12 protein-coding genes are annotated in these 22,199 nt (G+C 72.7%); 2 read left to right on the plus strand and 10 right to left on the minus strand.

Annotated features, from left to right (window positions below):
- Positions 1–22: 22 nt before the first annotated feature.
- From OO63_RS29560 to OO63_RS46115, 10 genes are all read right to left on the minus strand, one after another.
- Positions 23–1,090: an alpha/beta hydrolase gene (locus OO63_RS29560; RefSeq protein WP_051811312.1), complete on the minus strand. Its 1,068-nt coding sequence runs from the start codon at positions 1,088–1,090 to the stop codon at positions 23–25.
- Positions 1,091–1,433: 343 nt separating this feature from the next.
- Positions 1,434–2,162, minus strand: coding sequence for a thioredoxin-like domain-containing protein (locus OO63_RS29565; RefSeq protein WP_078619441.1), 729 nt, complete (start codon positions 2,160–2,162; stop codon positions 1,434–1,436).
- A 106-nt stretch (positions 2,163–2,268) separates the two neighbouring features.
- Positions 2,269–2,694, minus strand: coding sequence for a hypothetical protein (locus OO63_RS42525; protein WP_051811313.1), 426 nt, complete (start codon positions 2,692–2,694; stop codon positions 2,269–2,271).
- A gap of 155 nt (positions 2,695–2,849) precedes the next feature.
- Complete coding sequence (locus tag OO63_RS29575; RefSeq protein ID WP_031192779.1) at positions 2,850–3,314, minus strand: SRPBCC family protein; 465 nt, start codon at positions 3,312–3,314, stop codon at positions 2,850–2,852.
- Positions 3,315–3,350: 36 nt separating this feature from the next.
- Positions 3,351–3,680 (minus strand): hypothetical protein, encoded by a 330-nt coding sequence (locus tag OO63_RS29580; RefSeq protein WP_030363799.1) that lies wholly within the window; start codon positions 3,678–3,680, stop codon positions 3,351–3,353.
- Positions 3,681–3,784: 104 nt separating this feature from the next.
- Positions 3,785–5,128, minus strand: a complete 1,344-nt coding sequence (locus tag OO63_RS29585; RefSeq protein ID WP_234335494.1) for a tetratricopeptide repeat protein — start codon at positions 5,126–5,128, stop codon at positions 3,785–3,787.
- A 201-nt stretch (positions 5,129–5,329) separates the two neighbouring features.
- Entirely contained in the window at positions 5,330–7,450 is a 2,121-nt protein-coding gene (locus tag OO63_RS29590) for a COG1361 S-layer family protein (RefSeq protein WP_031192781.1), read from the minus strand.
- A gap of 87 nt (positions 7,451–7,537) precedes the next feature.
- On the minus strand, positions 7,538–9,622 hold the full coding sequence (locus OO63_RS29595; RefSeq protein ID WP_051811314.1) for a DUF11 domain-containing protein: 2,085 nt from the start codon (positions 9,620–9,622) through the stop codon (positions 7,538–7,540).
- Positions 9,619–10,482, minus strand: a complete 864-nt coding sequence (locus OO63_RS46110) for a DUF11 domain-containing protein (protein WP_031192783.1) — start codon at positions 10,480–10,482, stop codon at positions 9,619–9,621. Before OO63_RS46110 ends, OO63_RS29595 begins: the two co-directional genes overlap by 4 nt.
- Before the next feature lie 211 nt (positions 10,483–10,693).
- A complete protein-coding gene (locus OO63_RS46115) occupies positions 10,694–11,236 on the minus strand; it encodes a hypothetical protein (protein ID WP_031192784.1) in 543 nt (180 codons plus the stop codon).
- A 300-nt stretch (positions 11,237–11,536) separates the two neighbouring features.
- On the opposite strand from OO63_RS46115, the gene OO63_RS29610 reads away from it, so the two are divergent.
- Positions 11,537–13,081 (plus strand): InlB B-repeat-containing protein, encoded by a 1,545-nt coding sequence (locus OO63_RS29610; protein ID WP_031192785.1) that lies wholly within the window; start codon positions 11,537–11,539, stop codon positions 13,079–13,081.
- A 510-nt stretch (positions 13,082–13,591) separates the two neighbouring features.
- Positions 13,592–22,199, plus strand: an 8,608-nt coding sequence (locus OO63_RS29615; RefSeq protein WP_159025953.1) for a non-ribosomal peptide synthetase, incomplete at its 3' end; no start/stop codon positions are given.

The raw sequence follows: 22,199 nt of genomic DNA on the forward strand, positions 1-22,199 counted from the left end.
GCCCGGTGCCGACGGCCGGGGTTCAGGACGCCGGTGCCAGCGCGCGCAGCAGCGTCGGCAGGGACCTGTGGAACTCCCTTGCCCAGTAAGGCGGGGCGTGTGTGCCCGCGTAGAAGTGGGTGGTCACCGGGACGCCGACGGCGTGCAGGCGGTCGGCGAGCGCGCGGGACTGGCGGGCCATGAGTGTCTCGGTCGGGGAGACGGCGTCCTCGGGGAACGGGTCCGCGGGGTCCTCCAGGCCGGGGATCACCGGGTCGGGCTCCACGCCGGGAGGGTCGAGGGGGCCCGCGGTGCCGTCGCCGGCGGAGAGGTGGACGGGGACTCCTCGGAGGCGTTCGGCGAGGTAATAGGGGTCGTGCGCCCGCCAGTTGGCGCGGTCGGCGACAGGATCGCCCCACAGGGCGCGCCAGTCGAGCCCCAGGTACGTCATCGCGGCCCTGATCGCGTGCGGATCCCGCGAGGGGTGCACGAAGCCGCTGTAGCTCGCGACCGCGCGGAACAGTCCGGGGTGACGCGCCGCGTACGACAGAGCACCGAATCCGCCCTGCGACTCGCCCGCGGCGGCACGACGCGTCCCGGCGCCGTAGCCCCGCTCCAGAAGGGGGCGCACCTCGTCCAGGTGGAAGGTCTCGACGGCGGGCGGGCCACCCTCGCCGCGGTTGAACCAGTCGGTGTAGAAGCCGAACAGCGGCATCTCCGGCATCACGACCAGGACGTCGCGCAGCGCGGGCAGCTCCTGGATGCGGGAGGCGTAGTCCTCCGTCCACGCTTCGTGGTTGCCGTCGCCGCCGACCAGGAGGTAGAGCACGGGCCAGCGGTCCCGGGGCCGGCGCTGCTCCCAGCCGTCCGGGGTGAGCAGCCGGACCGTCGCGTCGCGTCCCAGCGCGGGCGAGGAGACGGTGAGATCGCGCAGGCGCGGGCCGAGGCGCCGCTCCGCGATCACGCGGGCGCCGTCGGGTTCGGCCGTCCGCGCGCTCGTGCGCGCGTGCTCCCCGGCGGCCGGGGCGGCGGCACCGGCCGGGCCGGGCAGGAGAAGGACGACCAGGGGCAACAGGGCCAGCAGGGACCTGAGATGAGGCTTCTCGCGCATGATCGTGACCAGTCGGTGGTGGCGGGTGGGTGAGAGGGGGCGGGAAGGTCGGGCACCCCGCCCATGTCCTCGACGCTAGGCACGGCAGTGCGGCATGCCATCCGTCGCCGGGAGTCAGGCGCTACTCCCGTGGGAGCAGTCGCCCTGGTGGGGGCATGGGGCGGCGGGATCGGCGCGGGCGGGTTTCTTCTCGCCGTGACGTCGATGGAGAAGACGATGCGCGAGATCGAACAGGCGCGGCACCCCGCGGTACGACCAGGGGCGGCAACTCCCGGCCGTACCCGGCGGTGCCAAGTGGTGCGACGAGCCGTTCACCGGCGCGTCGCACCACCCACGCCTCCGCTCAGGCCGCCCCGACTCCCCCGGTGCACGCCGCCCCGGGCTCTGGTGTCTGCGGGCCCTGGACGTACTTGTCCAGGAACTGGTCCACCCGCGGGTCGGACGCCTCGGTGACGGACAGCTGCCGTCCCCACGCGGTGAGCGTGATGGCGCCGCGCTGTTCCACGACGGGGCTCATCAGTGTGTAGGGCGTCCCGCTGACCTTGTCGCCGAGCCGCTTGATGTCACCGGCGGCGGCCTTGTCGTTGTACGTGATCCAGACCGCGCCGTGTTCGAGGGAGTGCACGGCGTTCTCCTCGCCGACCGGCTTGTCGTACACGTTGCCCTGGCAGTTGGCCCAGGCCTGCGCGTGATCGCCGCCGACCGCGGGAGTCATCGGGTAGTCGACCGCCTTGTCCACGTGGTTGCGGCCGAGCTTCTCGGCGTCCCAGGTCTTCTCGCCCTTGACCGGGGCCGCCGCCGCGGCGTCCTGCTTCTCCTGCTTGTCGTCGTACGACATCAGTGCGTACGTACCGAAGCCCACGAGCCCCACGACCACGGCGACGCTCGCCGCGACGGTGAGGACGCGGTTGCGTCGCTCGCGTGTCCGCTCGGCGCGGCGCAACTCCTGGATGCGGGCCTTGCGTTCGGCGGCGGTCGCGGCGCTCTTGCCCCTCTTGGAGGGCGACTTCGCGGAGGGGCGCGCGGACGCCGAGGACTTGGCGGTGGGTCTGGGGGACTTCGAAGTGCTCATGGTGTGCAGGTCCTTGTCCCCGCTGTGCCGGGCACAGCGGTGGTCGCAGGTGAGGGAAGGAAGGCAGCGGTGCGCGCGCCCGTGGCGGGGCGCGCGTGGGCCGCCCTCAGGTCCGCTGCACCTGAAGGACGTGGAGGTCGGGGGTGTGGCGACGCGTGGGGCCGCGCGGCGCGGGCCGCGCGGTCGGGGCGTGCCGGGGCTGTCCGGCGTGCTCGTCGGTGACGGGGGCCGGGGGCTCGGGCGCGGGCAGCGTGAGCGCGGCGTGGTGGGTGGCGGCTGCGCAGCGCTCGCTGGGCGGGCAGTCGTGGCCGAGGGCCGGTCCCGTCTCTCGTTCGGGTACGGCGGCGGGGCTCGCGACGCCGGGGACGGGCGCCGCCGGGGCGGCGCGGCCGCCGCCGTCCTCATGGTGTGTCAGGGACCCGAAGCACACGCAGAGGACGGCCAGGACCGAGGCCAGGGCACAGGCGAGCACGGCACCGCGGCGGACGGCCCGCGCCGTGCCATGCCGTGTGTTCCGTACGCCCAGGGTCATGGCCGCAGATAGTACGTCCCCTGCGCCGTCGCCGGTACGTCGGCTCGGCCACCGGGGCCGCCCCACGCCGGTCCGCGGGCCACGACGGAGGGCCGCGCGGAGGGCGTCTCCGCGCGGCCCTTGGGATGTCGGTGCCTGATGACGGCTTTCAGATGTCAGACGTCCTCGGGCCTGATCCGGCCGCGCCATGCCCCCGATTCCTGCGCGCGGTGTTCGATGTAGTGCTTGAACCGCTGCATGTCGCCCTTGATCCGGCGGTCGATGACGCCCGTGACCTCGGCGGCCTTCTCCGCGAGGCCCTCGTTCTCGACCTCCATCACGAGTTCCACGCGGGTCCGGGACGCGTCCAGGGCCTGGAACCGGACCATGCCCATCTGTTTGATGTCGCCGCTGGTCGTACGCCAGGCGATGCGTTCGTCCGGGAGCTGGTCGATGATCTCGGTGTCGAACTCCCTGCGCGCACCGGCGACCTTGGTGGTCCAGCGGTTGCGCCGGTCGTCGAGCTGGACGACTTCCTCCACGCCCTCCATGAAGTGGGGGAACTCCTCGAACTGCGTCCACTGGTTGTAGGCGGTGGAAGCGGGAACCTCGACGTCCACCGTCTCCGTGACCGTGCTCATCAGCGTGCCTCCTCCGGCCCGCGGGGTGCGGGCCTCTCACTTCTCCTTGCGCCGGAACACCAGCCACAGGACGGTGACTCCGACTGCGGTGGCCAGCAGCAGCCCGCGGTTGTTGCGCGCCGCCTCGGCTCCCTGGCCCGCCTTCTGCCGCAGGAGTTCGGGCGTCTGCTCCTGGATCCTGTCGCCGGCCTGACTGGCCATCACCTTGGCCTGGTCCGTGGTGTGGGCGGCCTTGGCCTTCACGTCGGTCGTCGCGGCCGCCAGCGCGTCGACCGTCCGGCCGAGCCCCTGCTTGGTCTCCTCGGCGTGCTTGCGCAGCCGTTCGGGGGCGGCCGGGCTCTTCGAGTGGTGCGTCCGCCGGGTCATGGATCCGTACTCCTTCGGTCTCGGCCACGCCGTCTTTCGATCTCCGTCACTCCGGGTGCCCCCGAGCGGCGATCTCACACAGGCGGCCGCGGATCCCGGCCGTGCTACGCCATGGAGCGGTGGGCCTTGGCGGCCTTGGCGAGGCGGGCCCACGCGTCCTGGTCGTAGGGGCACCGGGGGCGCAGGTTGACGCGCGCGCTCAGGAGCGTGCGGGCCAGGTCGTGCCGACCGGCGTGCAGCGCCGACTCGAGCAGGGTCTTCTGCACGGCGTCCCGCTGCGCGTGGCTGCCGCCGAAGGTGTGGAGGCGGTGCCGCAGCGGCAGCAGGAGGTCGACCGCGTCGGCGTGGCGCCCCTGCCCGTAGGCCACGAGGGCCCGGCACACCGGAAGCCCGATCTCGGCGGTCATCGGAACGTTCGAGAGCCCCGGACGGCCGGAGCCCGCGTCCCGCAGCCAGCCCTCCCGGTCCCGGATGAGCTGCTCGGCGTCCGCGAGGCGCCCCGCCCCGACGTGGGCCATGACGGCGTGGACGTCGTTGAAGGCGTAGTACGCGCCGTCGCCGCGCCGCGCCCAGGCGTCGGCGAGCGCGGCCCAGCGGTCACCGGTGTCGGTGCCCGCGAGATGGAGCCGCCACAGCAGGGACGCGGCGTCCAGGAGCTCCATCGCGGCCCCGCCCGAACCGTCGTGGTGCACGGCGGCGTCGTACACGTCGAGGACCTTGTCGGTGTCACCCGTCTCCATGACGTACAGGGCGTAGTGCCACCAGTTGTGCACGTTGAGGTAGTTGCCGGTCGACCAGTCGGCGGCGCGGGCGTCCAGGTAGCGGATGCCGTCCTCGTACCGCCCCTGCATCTCGTAGGCGTGCACGACGGCGTGGATGCCCCAGACGTCGCGCGGATCGCGTGCGACGGCGTCCAGGCCCACGCCCTCGGCCTGCGTGTAGTGCCCGGCCTCCTCGAGGCCGAACGCGTACATGCCCTGAAGCAGGCCGTAGTGCGGGTCGTCGGTGTCCCAGGCGCACAGCGCGCCGCCGACGCGGTCGCGCAGCAGCACGGCGTTGCCGGTGAAGAAGTCGATCTGGTGGCCGACGGCGAGGGCGAGGGCGTCCTTCGGGTGCGCGACGACGAGTTCGGCGAGGACGCGGCCCGCCGCGTGCAGGTCGCCGTCGAGCCAGAGCGACGCGGCCTCGACGTGCATGCGCTCGCGCGGGGTGAGCTCGGCCGCGTGCACGTCCGCGCGGTACGCCTCGAAGGCCGTGGCCGCCTCCGCCGCGTCCTGCTCCTCCGTGCCGAGGAGGCCGAGGTACGCGCCGAGTACGTGCCCCATGGCGGAGCGGGGCGATGCGTCGAGCACCGCGCGGGCCTCCGGCACCACCTCCTCGCGGAAGTGGAGCAGGTGGTCGAGCGCCGCCTCGTAGTGCCGCGCGGCGTCGGTGCCGGTGTGGGTCATCGTGTGTGCGTGCCGGTCCGTGACCACTGTGTCCTCCCGACGGGTCGCGTCGTGCCGCAGTGATCTCTGCCCGTCTGCGGCAGGGCGGACACCACAGCGGGGCGAGGACGGCCCCGGCTTCTTCCGGAGGTCCATGAGGCAGGCGCCTGACCGGGGAGTTCACCGGTCAGGCGCCGTTCGCTCGATGGCGTCCGGAGGACGTCAGGGAATCTGCTTGCTCACCTCCAGGTCGGCCTCCGGCTTGGTGACCTTGCCTCCGGGCGGGCCCGTGGTGCTGGAGTTGTTGTCGGTGACCGGGTCCTTGGTCACCGACGACACCGTGGCCGTGTTGTCGAGGTCGTCTCCGTCACCGGTGTAGGTGGCGGCGAGCTTCACCTTGAACACCCAGCTGACCGAGGCGCCGGGCGCCAGGGTCGCGAGCGGCCCGCAGGTGACCGTGCGGCCCGCGGTGCACGGGTCGTCGGAGGAGACGAAGCTCAGCGCCGTGGGCAGGACGTCGGACACCTGGACCTGTTCGGCCTGGGAGGGGCCCTTGTTGGTGACCGTGACCGTGTAGTCGAAGGTCTGGCCGGGGGCGACGGGCTTGTCCGTGGTGGGCTTCTTCACGATCGCGAGGTCGGCGGCGGGCGCCGCGATCGTGCCGTCGGGCGGTCCCGCGGTGTCGGTGTCGTTGTCGCTGCTCGGGTCGATGTTGTCGGCGGTGACGTGGGCGGTGTTCTTGATGTCGCTGCCGTCGCCCTGGTAGGCGGGGTCGACCTTCACCGTCAGGGTGTACTCGGCCGTCTCGCCGACCTTGAGCGGGGCGGTGCGCCGGCAGTTCACGGCCTGTCCGGAGACCGTGCAGCCCGCGGGCGACGAGGAGACGTACGACAGGCCCACGGGCAGGTCGTCGGTGAGCTTGACGTTGTAGGCGTCGGCGGACGGGCCCTTGTTGGTGATGGTGATCCTGTAGTCGAAGGTCTCGCCGGGGCGCGGCGCCCGGTCGCCGACGGCGGTCTTGGTCACGGCCAGGTCGGCCGTGGGCTTGTTGACCTTGCTGCCCGGGAGGCCGGCCGCCGCGCTGGTGTTGTTGGCGGGGACGGGGTCCGTCGTGTCCGAGGAGACGGTCGCGGTGTTGCGGATGTCGCTGCCGTCGCCGGTGTACTCGGAGTCGAGCCGGACGGTGAACTTCCATGTCTTCGACGCGCCCGGTTCGAGGACGGCCTGCGGCCCGCAGGTGACGTCCTGGCCGGAGGCGGTGCAGCCGTCCGCCGAGCCCACGAAGGCGAGGCGTGCGGGCAGGGTGTCGGTCGCCTTCGCGTCGAGCGCGCGCGACGGTCCGTCGTTGGTGACGGTCACGGCGTACTCGAAGGTCTCGCCCGGCGCGATGGGCGTGGTGGTCGTGGGCTCCTTGCCCGCCCAGAGGTCGGCCCGGGGCTCGGTGACGCCGCCCGGCGGGAGCACCGCCTTGCTGGTGTTGTTCGTGGGGTCGGGGTCCTTGGAGTCGGACGTCGACGTCGCGGTGTTGCGCAGATCGGAGCCGTCGCTCTGGTAGGCGGCGCTCAGCTTGACCTTGAACGTCCACTTCACGGAGGCGCCGGGGGTGAGCTTCGCGTGCGGGCCGCACGCGACCCGCTGCCCGGACGCCGTGCAGGGGTCGGCCGACGACACGAACGAGACGCCGTCGGGCAGCGTGTCGACGGCGCTCACGTTGCGGGCGTCCGAGAGACCGGCGTTGAAGGCCTCGATCTCGTACTCGTACTCCTCCCCGGGCACGATCGGCCCGGTGCCGAGTGCCGTCTTCACGGTCGAGATGTCCGACTCGGGCGTGAAGGGTCCGGGCGGCGTGACCGGGTCCGGCTTGTTGTTGTCCGGGTCGGGGTCGGTGGCGTCCGACGTGCCCTCCGCGCTGTTGCCGAGGTCCGAGCCGTTGCCCTGGTAGGAGGGGCTCAGCCGGGCGAGGAACGTCCACTTCTTGGTCTGGCCCACGCCGAGCTGCGGCTCGGGACCGCAGGTCACCGTGCGGCCGCTCGCCGAACAGCCGTCGGCGGACGACACGAACGACATGCCTTCGGGGAGCGTGTCCGATGCCGTCACGTTGCGTGCCACGGAAGGCCCGTTGTTCTTCGCCGTGAGGGTGTACGTGATCAGTCCGCCGGGCGGTGTGTCCGCCCGGTCCGCCACGGGCAGGGCGCGGCTCAGGTGCGTGGTCACCCGCGGCGCGGAGCCGGAGGGGCCCGCCGCCCGGGCCGGGTCCTGGCCCGTCCACTGCGGCAGCGCGCAGACCAGCACGGCGACCGCGGCGCCCACTAGGGCGCGTCGGCGATGTCGTGTCGTACTCATCTCACATCGGTTCCGTTCGTGCTCCGGTCACGTACACCGCTGTACGGACGTGCGAGGGGAGGTGTCCGCCACTGCGGCGGGACACCGTCAGGAGGAGGCGTTCTCGGCCTTCTTGCCGAACTCCAGGTCGGCCGTCGGCGGCTTGACCCGGCCGCCCGGCACGGTGGCGCTGCCGCTGTTGTTGCCGGTGTCGGGGTCGGCGGTGTCGGCGTCGGCCGTCGCGACGTTGAGGACGTCCGTGCCGTCGCCGCTGTATTCCGCGTCGAGCTTCACCCGGAACGTCCACGAGGTGGTGGACCCGGGCCCCAGGGTCGCGACGGGTCCGCAGGTGACCGTGCGGCCCGTCAGGGTGCAGGAGTCGGCGGACGACACATAGGTGAGCGAGGTCGGCAGGGGGTCCGTGATCCGCACGGCGCGCGCGACGGACGGGCCTCTGTTGGTGACCGTCACCCGGTAGAAGAACTCCTCGCCGGGCGCCACCTGCCCGTTGGTCGTCGTGCGCTTGACGGTCACCAGGTCGGCCGCGGGCGCCCGCACCCCGCCCGGGGGCTGGGCGGCGGCGCTGGTGTTGTTGGCGAGGTCGGGGTCGGTCACGTCGTGCGTCACCTTCGCGACGTTGCCGAGGTCGGAGCCGTCGCCCTGGTACGCGGCGTGCAGCTTGACGCGGAACGTCCAGGACACCGAGGCGCTCGCGGCCAGCCTGCCCGCGGCGGGGCAGGTGACGGTCTGCCCGGAGGCCGTACAGCCGTCGCTGGAGGACACGAACGTCAGGCCGGTCGGCAGGGTGTCGGTGACGCGCACGTCGGCGGTGTCGGACGGCCCGTTGTCGCGGACCGTGATCCGGTAGTCGAACTCCTCGCCCGGCCGCACAGGGCCCTGCCCGACCCCGGCCTTGGTCACGGAGGCGTCGGCCCGCGCGGTCACGGTCGTGGCGGCGGTCGCCGTGTTGTCGGCAGGGTCGGTGTCGGAGCGGTTGCCGGGGGCGATGACCGTCGCCGTGTTGGTCAGGGTTGTCGGCTGCGCGGGGGCCGTGCCGGTGACGGTGTACGTCACGGTGCCGTCGCGCGCCAGGTCGGCGGTGGTGTCGAGGGGACCGGCCCCGGACGCCCTGGCGCACGCGCTGTCCGCGCTCGCCGAGCAGGTCCAGGTGACGTCGGTGAGGCCGGGGGCCGCGTCCTTCACGGCCGCTCCGGACACCGCGTTGGCGTTGCTGTTGGAGACGGTGACCGTGTACGTGACCGGTCTGGTCCCGGCCGCCACGGTGGCGGGCTTGCCGGACTTGGTGACCGACAGGTCCGCCGGGACGTTGATCTTGAGGTCGCCGATCTCGTGGTTGTTCGTGGCGCCGCCGGTGCCCGCGGAGAATCCGACGCGCAGGGTGGAGGGCAGCGCGGGCTGGCCGCTGACGGTGGACACGTCGTAGTCGCTGATGAGCTTGGTGGAGGTGGTGCCGGGTCCGGAGTCGGACCAGACCGACACGAGGAGCTGGCTGCCCTTGGGCTGCACGGAGATGCGCACCGTGCGGTGGTTCGCGCGGCTGCCCGTCTCGACGGTGCGGCCGGGGCCGTCCGCCGCCGTGCCGTACTTGTAGCCGGACGTGCCGTTGCCGCCGCCGCGCAGCACGATCTTGTTGGCCTGGGTGCCGGGTCCGCTCGCCCCGGTCGAGTTGGCCGAGAAGTTGCCGAACTCGTCGATGCCGACGCCGAGGAACGCGCCGGGCACGCCGTTGCTGGTGCAGCGCGTCGCGATCCCGGCGCAGGCGTAGCCGAGGGCGCCGCCGGTGGCACCGGTACCGGCCGCCGCGGAGCCGTCGGCGAGGAAGAACGCGAGCCCGTCCCCCCGCTTGCCGTCGAAGGTGCTGCCGCCGTAGGTGGCGTACGTGAACTCCGCGACGATGCCGAGGTTCGTGGAGAAGGAGTCCTTCATCCGCCACGACCCGGCCCTGGTCGCCTGAGCGGGCGTCAGACGCAGCCAGCCGTCCTGATAGGAGGCGCTGCCCGTGGCGGTGCCCAGGTCGTTGCCGTTGTCGAAGCTCTCGTGGACCGGGAACGCCACCTCCGCCCGCGCGGCCGAGGCCGCCGGTGCGAGGAGTCCGCAGAGCAGGGCGCCGAGCACGAGCAGCAGGGCGGCCAGCCGTCGCGGGCCCGCCGGGTGCCGTGATTCCGTCGTCACCGCGGCCCCTCCCCCGCCCCGCGCCGCCTGGCCACCATCACGAGGAGGCCGCCGCAGGTCACCGCGGCGCCCGCGACCCAGCCGAGCCAGGCGGGCACGTCACGGCCGGTATCCGGCAGTTCGCCGTGGTCGCCGGTCCTGACGTACACCGTGTGCGGCGGGTTCTGGTTGTCGCTCGGGTCCGGGTCCTTCGTCGTGGAGGTCACCGTGGCGACGTTCTCGATCCTGCCGAGGTGGCGGGTCTGCGCCGTCGCCACCCGGACGGTGAGCGCGTACGCGACCGATGCGCCCGACGCGAGCCGGTCGGGCCCCGCGCAGACGACGAGGCGCCCGCCGTCGTCCGGGGCGCAGCCGTCCGGGGAGCCGACGAACCGCAGGCCCGCGGGCAGGGGGTCGGTCACCCGCAGTCCGCGCGCCGTGCCGGGACCGTGGTTGTGCACGGTGATCCGGTACGTGAAGGTCTCGCCGGGCCTGACCCAGGAGCGGCCGCCTGGCAGCTCGGCGGTCTTGGTCAGCGAGAGGTCGGCGCGGCCCCAGTCCGGCGGGACGGGCAGGCCGGTCACGGACGCCGTGTTGTTGCTCGCGTCGGGGTCGCGGGTCTGCGAGGACACCGAGGCGAGGTTCACGATGTCCCGGCCGTCGCCCTCGTAATCGTCGGCGAGGCGCACGGTCACGACCCAGGTGTGGGACGCGCCGACGGCGAGCCGGGGCAGCGGGCCGCAGGTGACGGTCCGTCCGCTCGCGGTGCAGCCGTCCGCGGACGACACGAAGACGAGGGAGTCCGGCAGCCGGTCCTGGACCGTGACGCCGACGGCCTGCGAGGGGCCGTGGTTGACGGCGGTGATGCGGTAGTCGTACACGCCGTCCGGCCCCCGGGCCGAGCCCGCGGCGCGGCGACCCGGTGCCGCCCCGGGTCGGGACCGGACCTCCAGGTCGGCCCGGGCCGCCGACGCCGGGCGGCTACGGTGCTTGCGGGGCTGCGGGGACGGTGAGGACGAGGCGGACGCGCGGGGGGCGGTGCGACTGGGGTCGGTCTCGTCGCGTGGGGCGCGCTCGTCGTTTGTGGCGCGCTCATCGCCCGGGGCGCGCGGGGGCGGGCTCGTCCGGGCGGGGGCGGAGGGTGGGGTGGTGGCCGTCGGAGCTGTGGGGGCCGTCGGGGCCGTCCTGGCCGCGGGAGCCTTGGACGCCGTGGGAGCCGTCGTGGCCCTGGGACCTGCCGGAGCCGTGGGGGCCGTGGCCGGCCGAGCCGAAGTGGTTTCGCGGCGCGGCGCCCGCGGGCCCTGCTGCGGCGTGCCCGCACGGGGCGCGGAGGCCGAGGGCACCGGCGTACCGGAGGACGTTCCCGAGGCGGAGGCCGAGGTCGAAGCCACCGGCGTGCCGGTAGGGGCGCCCGAGGGAGAGGCCGGTGTCGGCGAGTCGGACGCGGCCCCCGAGGGCGACGGCGACACCTCCGCGCCCGCCGAGCCGGACACCGGACCTGCTGCCGGGCCAGGATGCGGACTCGACGGCGAAGGGGCCGGCGATGCGGCGAGCGCGGCCGCCGTGACCGCGGCCGCGGGCGGCGCGACCAGGGCCGCCGCACCGGCCGCGAGGGCCACCGCGCCCCGTGGCCAACGGCGGGCCGCCGCACGCCGTCTGAGTTTGTGTCGCATCGAGAGACCCCTTCACATCGGGCACGGCACAGCGGCACCGTTCCGGCCCAGCCGAAACGCAGGATCTTCTTATCCGACTTTTTCCGTCTTTCAATGATCATGAGGTGCGAACGAGTGAGAGGAGGTCACCGAACAGCCCAGCAAGGGCCCATGCCGCCCTTCCCGGGCGTGGCCGCCAAGTGAGTGCCGGGCGCTGCGCACTCGAGTGACGTGCGCACGACGTCCGCTTGCCGGGTGCCGGTGCAGTGGAACGGCTAGCGCCATGTTCTCGACGCGACGCCTGCGCCTTCGCGGCACGGTCTGCTCGGCCTTGGTCTGCGCCACCGCGCTGTCCCTCGCCGGGACCGTGGCCGCGGCCCCGCCCCGGTCGGCGGACCCTGGACCGCCCGCCAACGAGAAGGACGTGCTGCGCGAGCGCACCGTCGACCTCGATGCCGCCGACTACCAGTGGCTGTGCGGCTCCGGCGGCTTCAGCCAGGCCACTGAGCACACACTTGAGCTCTTCCCCGACGTCCGCGTCACCGTCGTCCAGGACAGCCGCGAGGCCGAAGGGAACACCGTCACCTGGACCGGCCACGTGAAGGGGGCACCGGAGGACCAGGCGGTGATCTCCGCGAGCCATGTCTGTCCGCCCGCCACGAAGGACGTACCGCCCGCCGTCGACGCGCTGATCGACCTGGAGACGTACGCCTACCACCTCACCACCCTGCCCGGGAAGCAGCCGCGGGTGCGGATCACCGAGGAGGATCCGGACGCGCGCCGCCGCCCCAAGCCCGACAACGCCGCCCTCGGCAAGGAGGCCGCGCGCACGCTGCACGACTCCCTCAGGAACCGTGCGCCCGCGGACCCCGCCGACCCCGTCGTCATCGACGTACTCGCCGGATACACCCCGCCCGCCGTACGCCGCCTCGGCAGCGAGCAGGCCATGCTGGCCCGGATCCGGCTCGCCGAGTCCTACATGAACCAGGCCCTGGCAGACAGCAACATCGCGGCCAGCATCGACATCGTCGGCAGCTACAACACCCGGTACTGGGGCGACCAGACTGCCACCGTGATGCACAACAGGCTCTCCAACCCCCAGGACCCCGTCCTCGGCGCGACGGCACACCGCTACCGCGAGCAACTGGGCGTCGATCTCGTCACCGTCATCAACGACGTCCCCAACGGCTCCTCCGGACAGGGCAGCCTGCCCACCCGGGGCCGGATGGACAGCGAGCTCGCCTACTCCGTCGTCGACGTCCAGTCCCTCGTCGACTGGTACAACCTCGGACACGAACTGGGCCACAACCTCGGGCTGTTCCACGACCGCACCACGCTCGACAACCAGGCACCCGGTGGGTACCAGCACCTGCTCAACGCCCCCTACGGCACCGGCTGGATCACTCCGCGCCGCGACTACCACACCGTGATGGCGTACGCCGAGTACTGCGGCCGCCCGTGCGGTCCGGTCAACCAGTACTCCAACACCGAGAACACCGTCGACGGCCAGCCCCTCGGGGACGCGAACAACAACAACGCCGCCCTGGCCCGGCTGACCGCCCCCATCGTCGCCGACTACCGCGCCCTGAAAGTGAATCGCCCCCGGCACCGGCTCACCCTCGAAGCCAGCCCGAACGGCACGACCCGCCCCGCCGTCCACGGGCCCTACGCCCCCGGCACCACCGTCGCCGTCACCGCCAGGCCCGCACCCGGCTACCGCGTCAGCGCCTGGGTCGTCGACGGCCGACGCCACCACATCACCGACGAGCACGTCACGATGACCATGGACCGCCCCTACACCCTCAGCGCCGTCTTCACCCGGACCTGACCGCGCTCGTTCCGTACCGCCGCCGGTGCGCGTCCGGAGTCGGTCCGGACCCTTCGCGGAAGGCGCCTCGTCGGGCTCTTGCCTGCCGGGGCGCCTTCCGCGTTTTCCTGCTCCCCGCACGCGGGCAGCGGGCCATTGTCGCTCCCCTCAGCCCATTCCCAGCGGTGATCTTGGCGCGTTCTGGGCGCCCATGCCGCGCCTCGACACGAGTCATCACGGCGAATTCTTCGAGGAATGCTCGCGGCGCCCCGAGGTTGCTGACTTCAGGGCCCATATCGCGTGGACTCGCCCCGCCACATATTGCTGTTAAATCTGGCCGATTCCCTACCGGTTGAGTCAAGCCTGAGTAAAGAAGCCATGTCCCGTTGCCCAGACAAAACTTCGTGATCACGTGTGGGAGCTGGTATTTCGAGTAGGGAGCACTGAGGTCGCCCCTATCGGAGCCGACCAGAAATCCAGAGGGACGGAGCATTCGGAATGTCTTATTCCGCGTCGACCACGGAAATCCCGATGACGACGTTCTCCGAGCTGTTCGACCGGCAAGTGGCCGCGTCTCCGGACGCGACAGCCGTGGTATTCGGCACGGAAGAACTCACGTATCGCGAACTGGACGCCCAGGCGAACCGACTGGCGCGGCTGCTCGTCGCGCGCGGCGTGGGCCGCGAGTCGGTCGTCGGTGTCGCGCTCCGGCGATCGCCACACTTCTGGGCCTCCGCGCTTGCGGTGCTCAAGGCGGGCGGCGCGTACCTGCCACTGGACCCGGAGTATCCCGAGGCCCGGCTCGCCTTCATGGTCACGGACTCCGGAGCCGCACTCGTCCTCGCCGACACCGCGGCCGACGTGCGGCTTCCCCGGCTCTCCGCTCCCGTCCTCCGGGTCGACGAGGGGGAGTTCGTCACGGCCGTCGCCACGGCCGACGCCTCTCCGCTGACCGAAGCGGACCGGCCCGCCCCCACGGCGGCCAACAGCGCGTACGTCATCTACACCTCGGGCTCCACCGGCCGTCCCAAGGGCGTCACCGTCACCCACACCGGCCTGGCCGCCCTGCGCGCGACTCACCGTGAACGCTTCGAGGTCACGCCCGGTTCACGGATCCTGCAGCTCGCCTCGCCCAGCTTCGACGCGGCGGTCTGGGACGCGCTCATGGCCCTCACCAACGGCGCCGCCCTGGTCATACCCGAGCAGACACGCCTCGTCGGCGACGACCTCGCCCGCCTGCTCGCCGAGAGCCGCGTCACGCACGCCACGCTGCCGCCGGCGGTCGTCGCCACGCTCCCCTCCGACGCCCCCGGAAACCTCACCGACCTCAGGGTCCTCATCGTCGCCGGCGAGGCCTGCCCGCCCCACCTGGCCGCCCACTGGGCCCCCGGCCGTCGGTTCATCAACGCCTACGGCCCCACCGAGACCACTGTCTGCGCGACTCTCAGCGCACCCCTGACCTCCGACCGGGCCCCCATCGGCACTCCCGTCGCCGCATCCCGCGTCCACGTGCTCGACGAGCGCCTCGAGCGCGTGGGGCCGGGTACGGCCGGGGAGTTGTACGTGACGGGCCCGAGCCTGGCCCGCGGCTATCTGAACCGGGCGTCCTTGACCGCGGAGCGGTTCCTCGCCGACCCGTTCGGCGCCCCCGGCGAGCTGATGTACCGCACCGGGGACGTGGTACGCCAGGGCGACGACGGCCAGCTGGAGTACCTGGGCCGCTCCGACGACCAGGTGAAGGTCCGGGGTCTGCGGATCGAGACCGGGGAGATCGAGGCGGCCCTGGCGGCGCACCCCCGGGTGGCGCACTCCGTCGTCACCACACACGACGGACGCGACGCGGGCGAGGAGCGCGGCAGCGGCGGCACACAGATCATCGGATACGTGGTGCCCGTCGAGGCGGACGCCCGCGAGCAGGCAGGACGTGGCACCGGGCATCTGGCCCTCGACGCCGGGTTCGAGCCGGGCGAGCTGCGGGAGTTCGCAGCCGCGCGTCTTCCCGAGTTCATGGTTCCGGCGCGGGTCCTGGTGCTTGACCGGCTGCCGCTGACGACGAACGGGAAGGTGGACAAGGCCGCTCTCCCCCAGCCGGTGTTCCAGGGGACCGTCTACCGTGCGCCGCAGTCGGCGGCCGAGGAGGCGCTCGCGCTCCTGTTCGCCGAGGTCCTCGCGGTCGACCGGGTCGGTGTCGACGACGACTTCTTCACGCTCGGCGGCGACAGCATCCAGTCCCTCCAACTGGTCTCGCGGGCGCGCGCCCAGGGCGTGGCGATCAGCTCCCAGCAGATCTTCGAGTGCCGTACGGTGGCCCGCCTCGCGCAGACGGCCACCGCCGAGGGGGACGCGGCGCCGGTCCTCGAGGAGCTGGCCGGCGATGGCACCGGCTGGATGCCGCTGCTGCCGGTGGCCCGTTGGCTCAAGGACGTGGGTCCGGGCTTCGACCGGTTCTTGCAGACGATGGTCCTTGATCTCCCGCCCGGCATCGACGCGGAAGGCCTGACCAGCACGCTCTCCGCGGTGATCGACCGTCATGACCTGCTGCGGTGCCGTCTGGTGGACGAAGGCGAGGGCGCGCTGGTGGTCTCAGGCCCCGGCACGGTGGACGCGGCGTCCCTGGTGCGCCGCGTCGCGTGCGAGGGCGACTGGGCGCGGCGGCCCGACGCGTGGCGGACGCTCGTCCTCACCGAACTGGACGAGGAAGCGGGCCGGTTGGCCCCACGGGCAGGAGTCGTCGCCCGGTTCGTGTGGTTCGACGCCGGGCCGGAGACGGCCGGTCGGCTGCTCGTCGTCCTGCATCACGTGATCGTCGACGGCGTGTCCTGGCGCGTTCTCCTGCCGGACCTCGCGGCTGCCTGGAGTCAGATCCGCGAGGGGCACGTGCCGCGGCTGCCCGCGGTGGGCACGTCGGTGCGGCGCTGGGCGCACGCCTTGGTCGAAGAGGCCGCGAGCCCCGACCGGGTGGCCGAACTCGGGCTGTGGCGGTCCGTCGTGGACGGTCCCGACCCGCTCCTCGGCGGCCGCCGCCTCGATCCGGCCGTGGACGTGCGGGCCACCGTGCGCGAGACGCGCGTCGAGCTGCCGGTGGAGGTGACCGAGGCGGTCCTGAGCGCGTTGCCGACCGCGTTCCGCGGTGAGGTCAACGACGGGCTCCTGGCCGCGCTCGCGCTCGCCCTGGTCCAGTGGCGTCGTACGCGGGGTGTGCGGGAGTCGTCCGCCCTGATCCGCCTCGAGGGCCACGGCCGTGAGGAGGCCGTGGTGCCGGGCGCCGATCTGGCCCGTACGGTGGGCTGGTTCACCAGTGCCTTCCCGGTGCGTCTGGACCTCGCCGCAACCGATCTCGCCGATGCCTTCGCGGGCGGCGAGGCGGCCGGGCGGGCCCTCAAGGCGGTCAAGGAGCAGCTGCGCGCGATCCCGGACAAGGGCATCGGCTACGGCCTGCTGCGCCATCTCAACCCGGACACCGCGCTGTCACTGGCGCCCCACCCCATCGGCCAGGTCTCCTTCAACTACCTCGGGCGATTCTCCGCGGTCGCGGACATGCCCGCCGGGCTACGGGGCTTCGGCTTCACCCAAGCCCACGACGTGGCCGAGCTGGCGGTCCTGGACGCCGCCCACGACCCCCGTATGCCCGCCCTCGCCGAGATCGACATCAACGCCGCGGTCACCGACACGTCCGACGGCCCGTGTCTGAGCGCTGAGTTCGCCGCTCCCGAAGGCGTGCTCGCGCCGGAGGACGTCCGTGAACTCGCCGACCTGTGGTGCCAGGCCCTGACCGCTCTGACCCGGCACGTCGCCCACGGTGGCAGGGGCGGTCTGACGCCGTCCGATGCCCCGCTGGTCACCGTCGCGCAGACTGACATCGACCGTTGGGAGAAGCGCTACCCCGGCCTGTCCGACATCTGGCCCACTTCTCCCGTTCAGTCGGGCATTCTCTTTCACAGCCAGTTGCGCGCCGCCGACGAAGAACCGGCCGGGGCCGCCGACACCGGCCGGGGCTCCTTCGACACGTATCAGGAGCAGTACACGCTCCACCTGTTCGGACCGGTCGACTCCGAGCGGATGCGGGCGGCCGGGCAGGCGCTCCTGGACCGGCATCCGGCGCTGCGCACCGCGTTCGTCCCGGACACCGACGGGCGCCTGGTCCAGCTCGTCGTCGACGACGTCCGGCTGCCGTACGCGCACACCGATCTCGGTCACCTCACGGGCGCGGCCCAGGACGACGCCTTCGAGGAACTCCTCGCAGCCGACCTGCGGGCGCACTTCGACCCGGCGGACCCGCCGCTCCTTCGGCTGCACCTGGTCCGCCTCGGCGAGGAGCGCTTCGAGCTGGTCGTGGCCTCCCACCACGTCCTGTTCGACGGCTGGTCGGTACCGGTCCTGGTGGGTGATCTGCTGCGCTGCTACGGCGAAGGGCACCTGGGCGGACCGGCGCGCGGCCGCGGTTTCGGTGACTTTCTCACCTGGCTGGCCGGACGGGACACCGAGGCGTCGGCGTCCGCCTGGCGCCAGGAACTCGGCGGTCTGGAGGAGCCGACGCTCCTCGCCCCCACCGGAGGGTCCGGCGGCGGTCTCGGCATCGGTCTGGCAGACGTGCCCCTGACGGACGAGCAGGCACGCGGCCTCACGCGCACGGCCGCCGAGCTCGGACTGACCCTCAACACCCTCGTCCAGGGCGCCTGGGGGCTGCTCCTCTCTCAGGTGACCGGCCGTGACGACGTCGTCTTCGGCTCGGGCGTGGCCGGGCGGCCGCCCGAGCTGCCCGGCGTGGACTCGATCGTCGGCATGTTCCTCAACACCCTTCCGGTGCGGGTGCGTTGTGCGCCCTCGGACACACTCGCCGACCTTCTCACCGGCCTTCAGGACCGCCAGGGCGCGCTGCAGGACTACCATCACCACGCGCTCAGCGACCTGCATCACCTCACGGGTCACAAGGCCCTGTTCGACACCGTCATCGCGTTCGAGTCCTTCCCCATGGACCGCGCGGCCATCGCCGAGGCGAGCGCGGCGGCCGGGATCTCCGTCACCGGTATCCGTGCCTTCACCCCCAGCCACTATCCGCTGGGCGTCTTCGTCTATCCCGAAGGGCCGCGCCCGCGCCTGAACCTCCAGTTCCAGCAGCACGCCTTCGACCAAGCCACCGCCGACGACTACGCCGCCCGCTTCGCCCGCGTTCTGACGCGGATCGTCGAGAACCCGCGGTCCCAGGTCGCCGACATCGACGTCCTCGCGCCCACCGAACGCCGAAAGCTGCTCGCCGACTTCCAAGGCACCGCCGCGCCCGCCGTCGAGCACTCCATGGCGGAGCTCTTCGCCGAGCACGTCTCGGCGAGCCCGGACCGGCCCGCGGTCATCTCCGGCGAGCAGCAGCTGACGTACCAGGAGCTGGACGCGCGCGCGAACCAGCTCGCCCGCCTGCTCACCGCACACGGCGTGCGGCGGGACTCGGTGGTGGGCCTCGCGCTGCCGCGCTCGGCAGACCAGATCGTGACCGTGCTCGCCATCCTCAAGGCGGGCGGCTGCTATCTGCCCCTGGACCCCGAGTACCCCGCCGAACGCCTCGCGTTCATGCTGCGCGACGCGGCACCCGTACTGGTCGTCACCCACACCGGGACAGCGGTGGACCTGCCGGACGGCCCCTGCCCCCACCTGATCCTCGACGACCCCGGCACCCGGGCCGCCCTCGCGGAGCTCTCGGCCGACCCCCTGGAAACCGCTGCTCGCACTCACGTCGACCAGCTCGCCTATGTGATGTACACCTCCGGCTCCACCGGCACCCCGAAGGGCGTCGCTGTCACCCAGCGCGGCGTCGTACGCCTCATCTTCGACAGCGGCCACCGCGAGGGCGTCCACGAGCGAGTCCTGACGCAGTGCCCGCAGGCTTTCGACGCCAACACCTACGAGCTGTGGTTCCCGCTCCTGCGGGGCGGCACGCTCGTCATCGCCCCTCCGGGACGGCTCGACGCCTCGACCCTGGCGCGGATGGTCACCGAACACCGGCTGACGTCGGTGATCGCGTCGGCCGGCTTGTTCAAGGTGGTCGCCGACGAAATGCCGGAGGCCTTCGCCGGCCTGCGGGAGGCGTGGTCGGGCGGCGACGTGGTGCCCCGCACCGCCTACGAGCGCGTCCTGGCCAGTTGCCCGGGCGTCCGCGTGGTCAACGGCTACGGACCGACCGAGGCCACCATGGCCACCACCATGCACCCCGTGTCCGTTCCCGGGGAGATCGGTGCGCCGGGGGAAATCGGACCTCCGATGGACAGCACCCGCCTGTACGTCCTCGACTCCGCGCTCCGCCCGGTGCTGCCAGGTGTGTCCGGCGAGCTGTACATCGCCGGCGACCGGCTGGCCCGCGGTTACCTCGGGCGCTTCGGCCTGACCGCCGAGCGCTTCGTGGCCTGCCCCTTCGGCACGCCCGGCGAGCGCATGTACCGCACCGGAGACGTGGCCGCCTGGACTCCGCAGGGCCGTCTGGTCTTCCAGGGCCGCGTGGACACCCAGGTCAAGATCCGGGGCTTCCGGGTGGAGCCGGGTGAGGTCGAGGCAGCGCTGTCGGAGCATCCCGGTGTCGCCCACGCGGTCGTGACGTTCGGCAAGGACCAGACGGGCGAGCGGCGCCTGGTCGGCTATGTGGTGCCGCACCCGGACGGCGCGGACCACGCCGAGGACACCTCGCGGCAGGTCGGCCAGTGGGAGGAGATCTACGACCAGGTCTACTCGGCCGCGAACACCACGTGGGGCGAGGACTTCACCGGCTGGGACTCCAGCTACACGGGGCGGCCGCTGCCGTTGCACGAGATGCGGGAGTGGCGCGACGCCGCGGTGGAGCAGATCGCCTGCTGGGGGCCTCGCCGGGTCCTGGAGCTCGGTGTGGGCTCCGGCCTGCTGATGGCCCACCTGCTGGCCGACGTGGCGGAGTACTGGGCGACGGATCTGTCCTCGCAGGTCATCGACCGGCTCGAGCAGGAGGTCGCACGGGCGGGGCACGCGGACAAGGTCACCCTGCGCCACCAGTTGGCGGACGACGTGTCGGGGCTGCCGCGCGGCCACTTCGACACCGTGGTCCTGAACTCAGTGGTGCAGTACTTCCCCGACGCCGCCTATCTGGACCGGGTGCTCGCGCAGGCCTTCGAGCTGCTCGCGCCGGGCGGGCGCGTCGTGGTCGGTGACGTGCGCAACGCGGCCACCCTGCCGCTCTTCCGCGTCGGGGTGCAGCGGGCGCAGCACCCCGACGCGGCACCGTCGGCGGCGCGGGCGGCGGTCGCCCGCTCGGTCCTGATGGAGCCCGAGCTGGTCCTGGACCCGGACTGGTTCACCGGCTGGGGACGACGGCACGGCGCGGCCGGTGTCGACATCCGGCTGAAGCCGGGCCGTGCGCACAACGAACTGACCCGCCACCGCTACGAGGTCACCCTGCACAAGGCCCCGGTCGAGCCGGTGGCGGCCGCCAAGGCACCGACCCTGCGGTGGGGCCGTCAGGTCGGCGACCTCACCGCCCTCCGCGAGCGCTGCCGGGCCCACGGCGGCACGCCGGTGCGGGTGACGGGCATCCCCAACGCCCGGCTCACCGGCGAGTCCGAGGCCGCCGCCACGATGTCCGTGACCGACGCCCCGGCCGCGACCGCCGCTGCCTTGGACCCGCAGGACCTTCACGACTGGGCGTCCGAGCAGGGCTACGGCGCTCTCCTGACCTGGTCGTCGGCGTCCACCGAGTGCTTCGACGCGGTCATCTTCACCGACGGGAGGCCGGTGGCCGGGCAACTGGTGGCCGACGGGTACGTTGCCTCGGGCCGGGCCGACCGGACGCTGGCGAGCAACCCGGCCGCCGCGGGCCACATCGGGACCCTGGTGGGCTCCCTGCGCGAGTACCTCGCCGACCGCCTGCCCGCGCACATGGTCCCCGCCTCCGTGGTGGCCATCGCCGAGGTGCCGTTGAACGCGAGCGGGAAGCTGGACCGCAAGGCGTTGCCCGTGCCGGACTTCGCGGCGGTGGCGACGGGACGGGCTCCGCGCACCCCGCAGGAAGAGCTGCTGTGCGGCCTGTTCGCCGAGGTCCTCGGCCTGGACCGGGTCGGCATCGACGACAACTTCTTCGACCTCGGCGGCCACTCCCTTCTCGCCACGCGACTGGTCAGCCGGGTGCGGGCGGTGCTCGGCGTGGAGCTGCCGATCCGGGTCGTCTTCAGCGCCCCGACCGTCGTGGAACTGGCGGACCACCTGGGACGAGGTGACCAGGTGCGGCCCCCGCTCACCCGCGCGGAACCGCGCCCCGAGCGCGTGCCGCTGTCCTTCGCCCAGCGCCGCCTGTGGTTCATCGACCGGTTCGAAGGCCCCTCCTCCACGTACAACGCGCCGTTTCCCCTGCGTCTCCGTGGCGAACTGGACGCGGTGGCGCTCGCCGATGCCATGCGGGACGTGGTGGCCCGGCACGAGAGCCTGCGGACCGTCTTCGCCGAGGACGAGGAGGGCGTGCCCTTCCAGACGGTGCTCCCTCTGCACCAGGCTTCGCTGGACCTGCGGGTCGTGGACGTCGCGTCCGGGGGTGTCGGCTCAGCCATCGACAGGGTTGCCGCACACCGCTTCGACCTGTCCGCCGAGATCCCCATCAAGGCCGTGCTCCTGCGCCTGAGCGAGCATGAGCACGTCCTGGTGTGGCTGGTGCACCACATCGCGTGCGACGGCGCCTCCATGGCCCCGATGGCCCGCGACCTCAACACCGCCTACACCGCCCGCCTCGCAGGCCAGGCACCACGCTGGACCGAACTCCCCGCCCAGTACGTCGACTACACCCTCTGGCAGCGCGACCTCCTCGGCGACGACAACGACCCCGACAGCCTCCTGTCCACCCAGATCGCCTACTGGCGCGAGGAACTGGCGGACATCCCCCAGCCCCTCCAGCTCCCCACCGACCGGCCCCGCCCCCATGAGGCGACCTACCGCGGCGCGTCCCTCGAATTCACCCTCGACGCACAGCTCATGGCCACCGTCGACGAGCTCGCCCGTACGCACGGAGCGACTTCCTCAATGGTCCTGGAGGCAGCCTTGGCCGTCCTCCTGCACGGCCTCGGCGCCGGCGACGACATCACCATCGGCTCCCCCATCGCCAACCGCACCGACGACAACCTCACCGACCTCGTCGGCT

Origin of the sequence: Streptomyces alboflavus (assembly GCF_000716675.1) — a bacterium.
GTDB classification, from domain to species: domain Bacteria; phylum Actinomycetota; class Actinomycetes; order Streptomycetales; family Streptomycetaceae; genus Streptomyces; species Streptomyces alboflavus.

Coding starts and splice junctions, on each gene's coding strand:
- OO63_RS29565 (WP_078619441.1), bottom strand. CDS start 2,162: ATGAGCACTTCGAAGTCCCCCAGACCCACCGCCAAGTCCTCGGCGTCC.
- OO63_RS42525 (WP_051811313.1), bottom strand. CDS start 2,694: ATGACCCTGGGCGTACGGAACACACGGCATGGCACGGCGCGGGCCGTC.
- OO63_RS29585 (WP_234335494.1), bottom strand. CDS start 5,128: ATGACCCACACCGGCACCGACGCCGCGCGGCACTACGAGGCGGCGCTC.
- OO63_RS29590 (WP_031192781.1), bottom strand. CDS start 7,450: ATGAGTACGACACGACATCGCCGACGCGCCCTAGTGGGCGCCGCGGTC.
- OO63_RS29580 (WP_030363799.1), bottom strand. CDS start 3,680: ATGACCCGGCGGACGCACCACTCGAAGAGCCCGGCCGCCCCCGAACGG.
- OO63_RS29575 (WP_031192779.1), bottom strand. CDS start 3,314: ATGAGCACGGTCACGGAGACGGTGGACGTCGAGGTTCCCGCTTCCACC.
- OO63_RS29610 (WP_031192785.1), top strand. CDS start 11,537: ATGTTCTCGACGCGACGCCTGCGCCTTCGCGGCACGGTCTGCTCGGCC.
- OO63_RS29560 (WP_051811312.1), bottom strand. CDS start 1,090: ATGCGCGAGAAGCCTCATCTCAGGTCCCTGCTGGCCCTGTTGCCCCTG.